The following is a 13,298-nucleotide window of genomic DNA, read 5'->3' on the forward strand; positions in this document are numbered from 1 at the left end:
TGTGATGATGTTAGGTGAAAAAGAAGTTGGTTTACAAAATCAAAACCTCACGGCGTAATATCGGCGTGCTGCACCCCATTCCCCGACACTGCCTCCGGTATCCACGAATGATAGTACTCCGGGTCTTCGATGCCGGCGGCGTATTCGGTCATCAGGAGCGGGCGAAAGGTATCTACCATCACGGCAAGTTCGCGGGTTTCTTTGGCGCCGATACTTTTTTCCACCGTGCCGGGGTGCGGGCCGTGCGGGATGCCGCCGGGGTGCAAGGTAATCATGCCGCGCTCCACGTGTTTGCGACTCATAAAGTCACCGTCCACATAGTAGAGCAACTCGTCGGAATCAATGTTCGAGTGATTGTAGGGCGCAGGAATCGAGAGCGGGTGGTAGTCGTACATACGCGGCACAAAGGAGCAAATCACGAAGTTGTGCCCGTCGAAAGTCTGGTGAATCGGCGGCGGCATGTGGAGGCGGCCCGTTATCGGCTCGAAATTGTGGATGCTGAACGCGAAAGGATACACGAAACCATCCCAGCCCACCACGTCGAAGGGGTGGTTGAGATAGTGATAGGGGTAAATGTTGTCCTGCTTTTTGATATAAAAAAGGAAGTCGCCGCGCTCGTCGAATGTCTCTAAATCAACGGGTTTGCGAATGTCGCGCTCGCAGAAGGGCGAATGTTCCATCAACTGGCCGTAGTGGTTGCGGTAGCGTTTTGGCGTGGTGATGGGGCCGTAACTTTCCACGATGAGCAGGCGGTTTTTGTCGCTGTCGAACTCCAACTGGTACGTCGTGCCGCGCGGAATCACGAGGTAGTCGCCGTATTCAAAATTCAGCGAGCCGTACATCGTGCGCAGCGTGCCGGAGCCTTCGTGGACAAAAAGCACCTCGTCGGCGTCGGCGTTTTTGTAGTAATAATCGGTCATGCTCTTGCGCGGCGCGGCGAGGATGACTTTGCAGTCGTTGTTCACCAGCACGGGCTTGCGCGACTGGAGGTAATCGTCCTGTGGCTCGATTTTAAATCCTTTCAGGCACCTGTGCTTCAACTGCTTGTCGTGCACGGTCTTCGGCGCGACGCTGTACGGCTCGCCGACTTGCACGATTTGCGTGGGCGCGTTGCAGTGGTAGAGCAGCGAGTAGTTGTTGCTGAAACCCTCGGTGCTGAACAGCTCTTCGTGGTAGAGCGAGCCGTCGGGTTTGCGGAACTGGGTGTGGCGTTTGGGCGGTATTTTTCCAAGAGCGTGGTAGTGCATGAGTCGGGTGGTTGTGGATGGTTAGTGGATTTGGCTCTTTGGAGTGGTAAATATAGGAAGGTTCTGGGTTTTGAGTCTGCACGCTATTTTTGCAAAAACATTTCAAGATGAAAATAGCCATTATAGGCGGCACTGGCCTTATCGGCAGCCAATTGGCAACCATGTTACAAGACAAGCACGAAGTAGTAGCGGCATCTCCAAGTACCGGGGTGAATACCCTTACAAAAGAAGGTTTGGATGAGGCGCTTCAAGGCGCAGATGTGGTGATTGACGTTTCCAACTCCCCCTCATTTGCGGATGATGAGGTGATGGCCTTTTTTAAAACATCCACAGAGAATTTGCTGGCAGCCGAGGCCAAAGCCGGCATCAAGCATCATATTTTGCTTTCCGTAGTAGGCACTCAACAACTTCAAAAAAGTGGATATTTCCGAGCCAAAAATGTGCAGGAAAAACTCGTGAAAGCGTCGGGTATACCTTTTACCATTGTTCATGCTACTCAATTTTTTGAATTTGCCGGCGCCATAGCCCATTTGAGCAGTCTTGGCGGAAAAGTTGTGGTGCCTGATGCATTTGTTCAGCCTATTGCCAGTGCAGAAGTGGCTTCTTTTCTGGCAAAGACAGCCACTGAAATGCCTGCCAACAGTGTTGTAGAAATTGGTGGGCCCAAGCGTGTCGAGATGGCTAATTGGATAAAACAATACCTGGAAATGATGAAAAATCCCGTCGAAGTAGTAGCGGACAGCAATGCGCTTTATTTCGGAGCCTCCATCAAACAAAGTACTTTGGTACCCAATGCGCCAATATTTTGGGGAAATATTACCTACGCTGAATGGCTTTCAAAAACAGAAAACCGACGCTGACTTTGGAAGCGGCAAGGGTGTTGGCGAGGTAGGAGTTTGCGCTGAATATTTTTCCAGATAGTGGAAAAAAGGTCAAACGATGTGGAAAAGTTGTTTTAAAAAAAGCCGCCACAGCACATTATTTTTGAGCCTTTCTGCGAGATTTCCTTCCACCAAACTGGACAAACCATAATGAGCGAGGAACAAAACAAAATCGTCGTTTTTCAGGAAAAACAAATCCGCCGGGTCTGGCACAACGAAGAATGGTGGTTTGCTGTAGTAGATGTCATCAAAGTGCTCACGGAGAGCACAAATCCTGCGGTTTATTGGAGAGTGCTCAAAAAACGACTGAAAGATGAAGGCGCAGATGAAACCGTTACAAATTGTAACGGTTTGAAATTGCTTGCGCCAGACGGCAAAATGCGAGTAACGGACTGCGCCAACACCGAAGGCATTTTTCGTATCATCCAGTCCATCCCATCGCCGAAGGCAGAACCGTTCAAACGCTGGCTGGCCCAAGTCGGCTACGAGCGCGTTCAAGAAATCGAAAACCCGGAACTGGCCGCCGAACGGGCGCGGCAGTATTACCGCGACTTGGGCTACGACGAAAAATGGATTGAAACCCGCCTGCAAGCCATCGCTATTCGCGGGCAACTCACCGATGAATGGAAAGTCAGAGGCGTTCAGGAGGGGCGCGAATACTCCATCCTCACAGCGGAGATTTCCAAAGCAACCTTCGGTCTGACACCTTCCGATTACATGAAAGTCAAAGGATTGCAGCGGGAAAATCTGCGTGACCACATGACAAATCTAGAACTGATTTTTACCATGTTGGGCGAGGAACAAACCAAACAAGAAGCGGTCAAGCGAGATGCGCAGGGTTTTGATGAAAACAAGGACGCGGCCATCGAAGGCGGAAGCGCCGCGGGCGATGCACTGCTGGCCTTCGAGAAACGCACGGGCGACAAGGTCGTGACCGGCGGGAATTTCAAACAGCAAATCGCAGAGGCTAAAAGGCAGAGAAGGTTGCAGCAGCCGAAAGAGTAAGCATAAGGCAGTTCGACAAGGACGAATTGCTCCCCAATTCGTTGCGGGAGCATCTTTCGGAAGCGGCGAGGGTGTTGGTGAGGTAGGAGTATGTGCTGAATACCTCATGCGGGTGTGGCGGGGGAAAACACCTCGGCGTGGCGGGGAAACCAAACTCAGGTAGCCCAACGACGAAAACAGTCGCCCAACGCCATCCACCGCAAAAATCAGGTTGTCGGTCATCGGGGGGCGGCAGTTGCGACACTTTCCGTTTTTCAGGCTAAGACACGGGGACACTTTTGTAAAAAATTCAGTTCACCAAAACTTTTTAGTCATGAAAAACAAAGCAGTGCATTTGATGTACCTGACCCTCCTGATGCTGTTGCCAGCCGGCTTCCTGTCCAGCAAATCCGTTCCAGCCACCACTCCGGCAGCCGCCATCGAGGCTGATTACGGCGGCGCTTATGTCGTTTTTGCCGGAAAATTCGGCGGCGACATCACCCGTAAGGAAATTGAAAGCAATACCGAAGTAAAGGTGGAGGGCTGCGCGAAAGGCTCGCGGATTTTTCAGTTTACCCTAAGCGTCACGAAAAGCGGCAAAACAAGCACATTGACGAATCAGTCCAACGCCCTCACCGACGAAATGGCCGTTCAGTTGAAAAGCCTGTCGAAAGGCGACTCCTTCGAGTTTCTGCAAACAAAGGCCTACTTGCCCAATAGCAAAGACGTGGTGGACGTGCACGGGAGGAAGTTTGTTGTGGTGTAAGTACCGAGCCAAGATTTATGGATTCACCGCAGAGGCGCGGAGACGCAGAGTAGTTACTTACAGGGTGACAAATTTGCATCTCTGCGCCTCTGCGGTTTAATCTTGTTCAACTACTCAATACGCCCACCTCAAATACAACGCCCCCCAAGTAAATCCCCCGCCGAAAGCGGTCAGTATCACGTTGTCGCCTTTTTTCAGGCGGTCTTCATATTCCCAGAGGCAAAGCGGGAGCGTGGCGGCGGTGGTGTTGCCGTATTTTTCGATGTTCACCATCACGCGCTCCATCGGGAAGTGCAAGTGTTCGGCCACAGAGGTGATGATGCGCATATTGGCTTGATGCGGAACCACCCACTGCACGTCGTCGGTGGTCATTTTGTTGCGGCGGATGACCTCTTCGCAAGCCCCCGTCATGCCTTTCACCGCTTGCACAAATACGCGCTTGCCATCCTGCCATGCGAAGTGTTCGCGGGCCATCACCGTCTCCACAGTGGCTGGGCGGAGCGAACCACCAGCCTTCATGTGCAACAACTCGCGCCCCGAGCCATCGCCGCGCAGCAGGAAGTCAATGATGCCGTTGCCATCCTTGCGAGGTTCGAGCAGCACTGCCGCAGCGCCATCGCCAAAGATGACGCAAGTGTTTCGGTCGGTGTAATCAATGATGGACGACATCATATCGGCTCCGACGACCACAACTTTGCTATACGTTTCATTCTGAACGAATTGGGAAGCTGTGGCCAAGGCAAACAAAAACCCTGAACACGCCGCGTTGATGTCGTATCCAAAAGCGTTTTTTGCGCCGACTTTGTCGCAGACGGTATTGGCCGTGTCGGGAAACACCATGTCGCCCGTGACGGTGGCGACGATGAGCAGGTCTATTTCGCCGGGTTTGGTGCCCGTTTTTTCGAGCAGTCCCTTCACCGCTTCGGCGCACATATCGCTGGTAGCCCAGCCGGGAGTTTTCAAGATGCGACGTTCGCGGATGCCTGTGCGAGAGACTATCCATTCGTCGTTGGTGTCCACCATTTTTTCGAGGTCGGCATTGGTGAGTTTGGTCTCAGGTACCCAGCCGTGTACGCCAGTGATGGCCGCGTGTATTTTGCCCATTACGATGGTTGAATTTGTTTCGGGCGCAAAAGTAGAAAATTGGTTTACGAACACGATTACGAAACCTTTGCAGGTTTCGTAATCGCAACTTTCACAAGGCAAAATGGAAGCAATGTCGAAAACTGTGTTTGGCAAATGGAGTTTTACCTTCGGATATTTGCGCAACCATGAAAAATTACCTTTCGCTTGTCAAGTTTTCTCACACCATTTTTGCGATGCCTTTCGCACTGACGGGCTTTTTTATCGCTGTTTCGCAGCAAAGCGAGGGCATCAACTGGCTAAAACTCGCGCTGGTGATACTCTGCATGATTTTCGCCCGCAGCGCGGCCATGGCTTTCAATCGCTACCTCGACCGCGACATTGACGCTGAAAACCCACGCACGAAAGTCCGCGAAATCCCGGCGGGTGTCATTTCGCCCAAAGCGGCGCTTGGGTTTGTCATTGCAAATTGCCTTTTGTTTGTCGCCACCACTTGGTTCATCAATTTGTTGTGCTTTCTCCTGTCGCCAGTGGCGCTTGCGGTGGTGCTGGGCTATAGTTACACCAAGCGTTTTACTTGGCTGTGCCACTTGGTGTTGGGGCTAGGGCTGTCGCTTGCGCCAGTGGGGGCCTATTTGGCCGTCACGGGGCGATTCGATTGGATTCCAGTGCTGTACGGGTTGGCGGTGCTGCTGTGGGTGGCAGGCTTCGACGTGATTTATGCGTTGCAGGATGAGGAGTTCGACAAGTCGCAGAGGCTATATTCGATGCCTTCTTTTTTCGGGAAAAAACGCGCGCTCCGCATCTCCGAATGGATGCACCTTGGCACGGCGGCGCTCATGGTGTACGCGAGCAATCGGCTGCACTCGGCAGTGCCGGAAACGGGCTGGCTGCTTTGGAGCGGCACTACCATTTTTTTGGGGTTATTGCTTTATCAGCACTTGCTTGTGAAACCAAACGACCTGAGCCGCGTCAACATGGCGTTTTTCACCACCAACGGCGTGGCGAGCCTAATTTTTGGAGTGTTTACGATTGTGGATTTGTTGATTTGAGGATTTGTTGAAAACAACCTCAATGACCCTCAATGACCTAAATGACCTCGATGACTTTCAATGACCTCAATGACCTCAATGACTTTAAATGACTTTCCGAATGACTCATCTTGCCATATTCGCCTCTGGCTCTGGCTCGAACGCCCGAAAAATCATCGAGCATTTCAAAAATTCGCCCGACGTGCGGGTGGCGTTGGTTGTCTCAAACAAAAAAGATGCGGGCGTTTTGGACATCGCGCGCGCACATGATATTCCGACCCAAGTGGTCGCTCGAAAGATGTTTTACGAAACGGAGGATTTGCTCGGCATTTTGAAACAACATGACATAGGGTTCATCGTGCTCGCGGGTTTTCTGTGGTTGATACCCTCGTATTTGGTACAATCTTTTGATAAGAAAATGGTGAACATACACCCGGCCTTGTTGCCAAAATACGGTGGGAAAGGGATGTTTGGCAGACACGTTCACGAAGCGGTGAAAGCCGACGGCGAAACCGAGACTGGCATCACAATTCACTATGTCAACGAACACTATGACGAAGGCGATATCGTTTTTCAGGCCAGATGCCCGGTGCGCCCGGAAGACACCCCCGAAGACATCGCCCGAAAAGTGCAGCAACTCGAACACCGGCATTTTCCGCTTGTGGTCGAACGCTTGGTTCGCGCATCATAATCCCCACTCCCCCCTCCTTGATGGTTTGTTTTCCCTTTCAACCTAAAAGTCGAATACGAATGAAGAAGTCACTACGTCTTGGAGCATTGTTACTTATGCTCGTTTCCTCCTGCCTCTTGGCACAAGAATCCACGCCTGTCTCGTTGTTGGCCGACGAATTGATTTTGGCGGGAAAAATAGGGGAAGCAGCCGCTCAATATGAGCAAGCCGCCCGGCTCAATGGCGACAACCCGGTGATGCTTTACAAAGCCGCCGAAGCCTACTACCGGGTGCGCGACTATCGCCGCGCCGCCGCGCTCTACGCGGAGTCGAAACAAGAATACGAACGCTCCGAACTTGCCGGGCTGCGCTACGCCCGCGCGCTCAAGCAAAGCAACCGCCACACCGAAGCGGTGGAAGCGTTCAAAGAGTTCGCCCGCCGCTATAAAGGTGCCCGCAAGGCGCAAATCGTCAGCGTGGTGATGAACGAGGTGAAAGGCTGCGAAATGGCGCTCGAAATGGCACAACAACCTGCCTTGCTGGTGTTGCCTGCGGAGGTGAAAATTCTGCCGAAAGGGGTGAACAGCATCGAAAACGAGTTCGCCCCGGTGGCCTTTTCCGACGACCTGCTCTATTTCTCCACGCTCTCGCAAGGTCGGGTGCAGTTCATGCGCTCCCAGCGCAAGGCAGGGGCATGGCAATTGCCCACACCCGCCACGGGGCTGCCGGAATCTGTGGCAGCGCGTTTTGGCAGCGGCACTTTCTCGCCCGACGGCCAGCGGTTCTATTGCACCCAGTGCGACGAGCCTTCGGCAGAGGAACGCGGCGGCAATGGCCTGCGCACCCGCTGCAACATCTTCATGCTGCGTCGCAACCCCGATGGCGCATGGAGCGAACCCGAACGCCTGCGCGACTATATCAACCTGCCCAACCACACGACGACACAGCCTTTCGTGACACAGGAGCGGGGCCGCGAGTTGTTGTTTTTTGCCAGCGACCGCGAAGGCGGGTTCGGGGGACTTGACTTGTATGTGTGCGAGCGAACCCTCGACTCGGACGACCTTGATTTTTCATTTCCCCAAAACCTCGGCAACACCGTGAACGCGGCAGGCGACGAGGTGACACCATTTTTCGACCCGACCACACAGACGCTGTGGTTCAGCAGCAACAGCCACGTCTCGCTTGGCGGACTTGACGTGTTCAAAAGTGTGCGCTCGGCGGGCAAATGGTCGAAGCCCGAAAACGCAGGCCTGCCCGTGAACTCACCCGCTGATGATTTCTTTTTTACCTTGAAAAAAAGCGGGAATGGAGGATATTTTGTGTCGAATCGTCTTTTTGGCACGTTCAAGACCAGCACCCGCGACGAGGATATTTTTGAATTTTTCCCGAAAGAGCCGCCTATCGTATTGAATGGCAGTGTCTTGGAGCGCGGCACCAACCAGCCCGTCGGGGGCAGCTTGGTCGCGCTCTATCAATTGGATGCCAACGGCGAGCAACGGTTGCTGGAAGTACGCCCTTCTGCCAACGGGAGCTTCCAGTTCGCCTTGTTGCCCGACGCTCGATATATGCTGGAAGTCAACCGGGAAGGCTACAAAACAGGAGTAGTGAAAGTGCTGCCTGACGACCACGATGTGGTGGTATTGCTCGACCGAGTAGCGCGTTTGGTGGCCAAAGACGAGTCGGGCAGCACGCTCAACTTGGGAGATGCCGCCCCCTCCAAACCCTCCGCAAAGCCTCGTGCCTATCGTGTCCATCTTGAAGTCCTTTCTGACTTCAATGCCGCAGCGCCACGTTATGGCGCGGCCCGTGCTTTTGGCAAAATCATCGCAGAGCCACTGCCCGAACAGGGCATTGTGCGCGTGCTGCTTGGCGATTTCGACGACCCAAAAACAGCCAACGAAGTGGCGATTGCGCTCCGTGCGGAGGGAAGTTTCCCGCAGGCATTCGTGGTGCAGGGGGATTGAAAGGCATTTGGCTACCTTTGCCGCCATGTCTCCTCGTCACATTCTGGCGCTCATTCGACCGGAGCATTGGGTCAAAAATCTGTTCCTGTTTATTCCGGCGTTTTTTGCGGCACGGCTGACCGAGCCGGATATTTTGCGCAACGCGCTTCTGGGTTTCGTGGCTTTTTGCCTCATCGCCTCGGCGGTGTATGTGCTCAACGACTTGGTGGATGCCCCGCAAGACCGCAACCACCCGGACAAGCGCCGCCGCCCCATCGCCAGTGGCGACCTTAGCACCCGACAGGGCATTTTCATTTTGCTGGCCTTGCTATTGGGCGGCACCGGGTTGGCGGCCTATTTGAGCCGCGAGATGCTGCTTTTCGGGCTACTCTATTTTGTGGTCAATGTGTTTTATTCTTTTTCGCTGAAGCACATCGCCATCATTGACATATCGCTCATTGGTTTGGGGTTTTTGTTGCGGGTTTTCGCGGGCGGTGCCGTCACGGGCGTGGAAGTGTCGCAATGGCTCATCGTGCTGACGTTTTTGCTGGCACTGATTCTGGGGTTGGCCAAGCGGCGCGGCGAATATCTGGTGGAGACGAAGGGCCACACGTTTCGCAAGGCATTGGAGGGCTACAATCTGCCATTTCTGGATGTGAGCATGGTGGTTTGTTCCACCGTCGCCATTGTGGCCTACCTGATGTATTGCTTTTCGCCGGAAGTGACCGGACGCATCGGTTCCGACAAGATTTATTTCACCGCTTTTTTCGTTGTCATCGGCATTCTGCGCTATTTGCAGCTGACGATGGTGTACAACAAGACCGAGTCGCCCACACGGGCACTGTTGCGCGACGGCTTTTTGCAAATCATCCTACTGGGATGGATTGGGTCGTTTGCTTGGTTGCTTTATGCGAAAAAATGGTTGATGTAACGAGGGAAGGGCGAGGGAACACTTTTGGCACGATTCGTATTTTTACGCGATTCAAAGGATTGAGGTAAAATGCTGAATACGGGTGCCATTCAGGCGGTGATTTGAAATCAGAAATCACCGCCTGAATAAGTGTTTAAGCATCGGACACAAAATAAGCCCAACCCCTCGTTCGCATATTTTAGGAAAAAACAAACACGGCAAGCATGGCAGACATGGAGCCTATACGTCGGGTCATCGGTCAGATGATTTCGGCCACAGAAGCTGAATTGGACGAACTGCTCGGTTTTTGCGCTGTAAAAACCTTTAAAAAGCACGAACTTCTAAGCAAGCCATTTTCAACGCCCCAGGAGATTTTCTTCATCAACCGGGGCATTATTCGGGTGCTCATAGTGGACCAAAGCGGCACCGAACACACCATTCATTTCGGCATGGAAAATCAATTCATTGCCGACTATTCGAGTTTTATCCTGCAAACGCCCTCTTACTATGCGTTGGAAGCCCTCGAAGAAACACAAGCCGTCGTGATGCCACGCGCTGCCATCGCATGGGGCTACGAGCATCTTCAACAGGGCGACCGCTTGGGCCGCTTGGTGGCAGAATACTACTTCGTGTATCATGATAGCCGCATCAAGAACTCGTACATCCGCAGCCCAAAGGAACGCTACGACTCCATCGCCGATTTGTTTCCCAATATCCACAATCGCGTTCCGCAGCACATGATTGCTTCTTATTTGGGCATCACGCCTGTTCATTTGAGCCGCCTGAAAAAGGCTGCTCGCAAGAAAGTGTAAACATTTGTTATCGTCATAGCCGCTCCTATGCCCTGAGATTTGCCGAACATTTCGTCATTATCTTTTGAAGCGATTATGAAACTATCGGCATCGGAAAAAACACGGTTGAAAAAGCGGTACGGGCCATGGGCGGTGGTCACGGGCGCATCTTCAGGCATTGGTCTCGAAATCGCGGGACAATTGGCTTCGGCGGGTATTCACCTGCTCCTTCATGCGAGAAGGGAAGAAACACTGCGAGCAATTGCGCACGACTTTCACCGCAAACACGGCATCCAGACTCGCTTGGTAGCGTCGGATGCCTCCACGCCAGCGGGGGTAAGCGCCATCGTGGAGGCCGCGAAAAACATGGATGTGGGTCTTTTTGTTGGCTCGGCAGGTTTTGGCACGTCGGGTTTGTTCGTCGAATCTTCTTTGGAGGAGGAAATCAATATGCTGCGGGTCAATTGCGAGGCCATTCTGTCGCTCACGCATCATTTCAGCAACGTATTTGTTCGTCAAAGGCGCGGGGGCATCATTTTGATGAGTTCGCTGGTGGGCTTTCAAGGGGTGCCTTACGCGGCGAGTTATGCCGCCACCAAGGCTTATGTGCAATCCTTGGCGGAGGCCCTCTCGGTCGAGCTGAAGCCCATGGGCGTGGATGTGCTGGCAGCGGCTCCCGGCCCGGTAGCGAGTGGCTTTGGCGAGCGTGCCAATCTAAAAATGGATGTGTCGCTGAAGCCGGAACAGGTCGGGGTGCCGATTCTCAGGGCGTTGGGCCGAAAATCCACCGTCCTGCCCGGTTTTTTGACAAAGTTCTTGGTTGGCTCGCTGCGAACGGTGCCGCGTTGGGGCAAGGTCAGAATCATGAAAATGGTGATGGGCGGCATGACCAAACATCAACGAGCAATTGCGTAGGTGCGGCATGACCGCTTTGAGGGCAATACGATTCAAGCGCCAGCGGGGCGGATGGATGGGTGCAACTGATTTCTACCAACATTTTTGCCTCTCCGGGGCATCTTCGACCCTTGATTGGCACTGAATGGCGCACAGTTTCATCAGAAAAACACTCAATATCCCGCCGCCGAATCGTCGCCCCGTCCATCCGCCACACCCTGCCAACGCCCATTGGGCAGTCGTACGATGGCCTCCACGCGCCCCATGGGGCCGCGCGGCTCCACCGTGTGGCCCATTCCCGTCAGTTGCTCGATGACCGTTTCGGAGAGCGCGCCTTCTTCTATCTGAATTTTGTCGGGCTGCCACTGATGATGGAATCTTTTGGCTTGCACGGCTTCTGGCAAGGAGCGGCCAAATTCCGTCAGGTTGACCAACACTTGAAAAACCGTGTTGGGGATGGTCGTGCCGCCGGGCGAACCGAGCACAAGCCAGATTTTGCCGCCTTTTGTGGCGATGACGGGGGTCATGCTGCTGAGCGGTCGTTTTTCGGGCGCGATGGCATTGGCCGCGCCACCAATGGCTCCGTAGAGGTTGGGGGTGCCGGGTTTGGCGCTGAAATCGTCCATTTCATTGTTGAGGATGAAGCCTGCGCCCGCCACCACGGTGCGGCTGCCGTAGCTGTCGTTGAGGGTGGTGGTCACTGCCACCGCGTTGCCAGCTGCGTCCACGATGGAATAATGCGTCGTTTCCTCGCTTTCCTTGATGTCCACTGCTGCCACTTTTTTGCTGGGTGTCGCTTTGTCGGTCTGAAAATCTGCCATGCGCGATTTCAGGTAGGCTGGGTCTGTCAGTCGCTTCATCGGTACTTTCCAGAAATCAGGGTCGCCGATGTGCATGGCTCGGTCGGCATACGCTCTGCGCTCGACTTCTGCCATCAAATGGACAGCGGCAGTGGAGTGCATCCCGTAGTCTTTTAGTGGGAAATTGCTTGTCATGCCAAGCATTTGTTGCAGCAGGATGCCTCCGCTACTGGGCGGCGGCATAGTGATGATGTGCAAATCCTTATGGTCGAATTCGAGCGGGGTGCGCCACACGCTGCGGTAGTTCTGCAAATCTTGGTAGGTGATGAGGCCGCCGTTTTTCCCCATTTCTTCCACAATGAGTTTGGCGGTGCCACTTCCGTAGAAGCCCTCTCGCCCGAAGCCCGCTATGCGAGCCAGCGTCTGAGCCAGCTCTTTTTGAATAAGCCAATCGCCCGCCTGCCACATTTCCATTTTCACGAAAGCGGGCGTGAAGGTGTTTTGGCGAATAAAATTGAACCGCTCGCTGTTGAGTGACCCCGCTTCCCGCTCGGTGATTTGAAACCCTTTTTCAGCCAGTTCGATAGCGGGGGTGACGAGCTCGCCCCAAGGCAGGCGACCGAGTTTTTTGTGTGCCTCCCACATTCCGTCCACTGTGCCAGGCACCCCGGCAGCGAGCATCCCAAAGCGGCTTTTGTTGGTCAACACATTCCCGGCTGAATCGAGATACATTTTTTCGGTGGCAGCGGCTGGCGCCTTTTCGCGATAGTCGAGCACGGCGGTTTGTCCTTCTTTACTCCTGTAAACAAGAAATCCGCCGCCGCCGATGTTGCCAGCTTGTGGATATACCACCGCGAGCGCAAACTGGACGGCCACGGCCGCATCCACGGCGTTGCCGCCTTTGCGCAGCGTTTCAAGGCCGACTTGGGTGGCGAGTGGATGGGCCGTCACCACCATCGCGCTATCGGCAACGGCTTCTTTTTGAATGGGATAGGGGAAGGCAGGCGTTTGCGCCCAGCTATTGGTCAGCCCAAGCCACAGGATGCAGGCCAATGCAATTTTTTTGCTGAAGTACGTCATGGCGATGTTGTGTTAAAAATAAAAAACTGGCGCAAACCTAAAACGCTCCCGTCAGAGTGAGGGTGCTTTGCAAGACTTTTGGCAATTTTCTGCACCATTTTTAAACACTTTTGCGCCCGATACTCGTTTAGGGGAGGCGATTGACCATTTACGATTGGTTCGATTGACGATTTACGATTGCCCCCCAAACAACATTATCAATCACTTGTAACGAAGCG

12 protein-coding genes are annotated in these 13,298 nt (G+C 53.6%); 9 read left to right on the plus strand and 3 right to left on the minus strand.

All coding sequences use genetic code 11. From position 1 onward, the window contains the following. Window positions 1-47: 47 nt before the first annotated feature. Entirely contained in the window at window positions 48-1,247 is a 1,200-nt protein-coding gene (locus tag KIS77_14450; protein MCW5923541.1) for a homogentisate 1,2-dioxygenase, read from the minus strand. 107 nt (window positions 1,248-1,354) lie between these two features. Between KIS77_14450 and KIS77_14455 the strand changes: the two genes are divergently transcribed. The 3 genes from KIS77_14455 (at window position 1,355) to KIS77_14465 (ending at window position 3,878) form a co-directional block, all read left to right on the plus strand. Beyond that, a complete protein-coding gene (locus KIS77_14455) occupies window positions 1,355-2,107 on the plus strand; it encodes an SDR family oxidoreductase (GenBank protein MCW5923542.1) in 753 nt (250 codons plus the stop codon). 171 nt (window positions 2,108-2,278) lie between these two features. Then, on the plus strand, window positions 2,279-3,133 hold the full coding sequence (locus tag KIS77_14460) for a Bro-N domain-containing protein (GenBank protein MCW5923543.1): 855 nt from the start codon (window positions 2,279-2,281) through the stop codon (window positions 3,131-3,133). Between the two features lie 313 nt (window positions 3,134-3,446). Beyond that, window positions 3,447-3,878 carry a hypothetical protein gene (locus KIS77_14465; GenBank protein ID MCW5923544.1) on the plus strand — a complete coding sequence of 144 codons (432 nt, stop codon included), beginning with the start codon at window positions 3,447-3,449 and terminating at the stop codon, window positions 3,876-3,878. A 114-nt stretch (window positions 3,879-3,992) separates the two neighbouring features. Here the strand turns inward: KIS77_14465 and KIS77_14470 are convergent, their stop codons facing one another. Continuing rightward, the gene (locus KIS77_14470) at window positions 3,993-4,982 is read right to left on the minus strand and encodes a ketoacyl-ACP synthase III (protein ID MCW5923545.1); all 990 of its coding nucleotides are present in this window, start codon (window positions 4,980-4,982) and stop codon (window positions 3,993-3,995) included. A 167-nt stretch (window positions 4,983-5,149) separates the two neighbouring features. On the opposite strand from KIS77_14470, the gene ubiA reads away from it, so the two are divergent. The 6 genes from ubiA (at window position 5,150) to KIS77_14500 (ending at window position 11,221) form a co-directional block, all read left to right on the plus strand. Next, window positions 5,150-6,013 (plus strand): putative 4-hydroxybenzoate polyprenyltransferase, encoded by an 864-nt coding sequence (gene ubiA, locus KIS77_14475; protein ID MCW5923546.1) that lies wholly within the window; start codon window positions 5,150-5,152, stop codon window positions 6,011-6,013. A 100-nt stretch (window positions 6,014-6,113) separates the two neighbouring features. Further along, window positions 6,114-6,683, plus strand: a complete 570-nt coding sequence (purN, locus tag KIS77_14480; protein MCW5923547.1) for a phosphoribosylglycinamide formyltransferase — start codon at window positions 6,114-6,116, stop codon at window positions 6,681-6,683. A gap of 59 nt (window positions 6,684-6,742) precedes the next feature. Next, entirely contained in the window at window positions 6,743-8,626 is a 1,884-nt protein-coding gene (locus tag KIS77_14485; protein ID MCW5923548.1) for a hypothetical protein, read from the plus strand. Window positions 8,627-8,651: 25 nt separating this feature from the next. Then, window positions 8,652-9,536: a decaprenyl-phosphate phosphoribosyltransferase gene (locus KIS77_14490; protein MCW5923549.1), complete on the plus strand. Its 885-nt coding sequence runs from the start codon at window positions 8,652-8,654 to the stop codon at window positions 9,534-9,536. 212 nt (window positions 9,537-9,748) lie between these two features. Next, window positions 9,749-10,327 (plus strand): Crp/Fnr family transcriptional regulator, encoded by a 579-nt coding sequence (locus tag KIS77_14495; GenBank protein MCW5923550.1) that lies wholly within the window; start codon window positions 9,749-9,751, stop codon window positions 10,325-10,327. 75 nt (window positions 10,328-10,402) lie between these two features. Then, window positions 10,403-11,221: an SDR family NAD(P)-dependent oxidoreductase gene (locus KIS77_14500; protein MCW5923551.1), complete on the plus strand. Its 819-nt coding sequence runs from the start codon at window positions 10,403-10,405 to the stop codon at window positions 11,219-11,221. A 152-nt stretch (window positions 11,222-11,373) separates the two neighbouring features. Here the strand turns inward: KIS77_14500 and ggt are convergent, their stop codons facing one another. Then, window positions 11,374-13,080 (minus strand): gamma-glutamyltransferase, encoded by a 1,707-nt coding sequence (gene ggt, locus KIS77_14505; protein ID MCW5923552.1) that lies wholly within the window; start codon window positions 13,078-13,080, stop codon window positions 11,374-11,376. Window positions 13,081-13,298 lie beyond the last annotated feature (218 nt).

Source organism: Saprospiraceae bacterium (assembly GCA_026129545.1).
GTDB lineage: Bacteria > Bacteroidota > Bacteroidia > Chitinophagales > Saprospiraceae > M3007.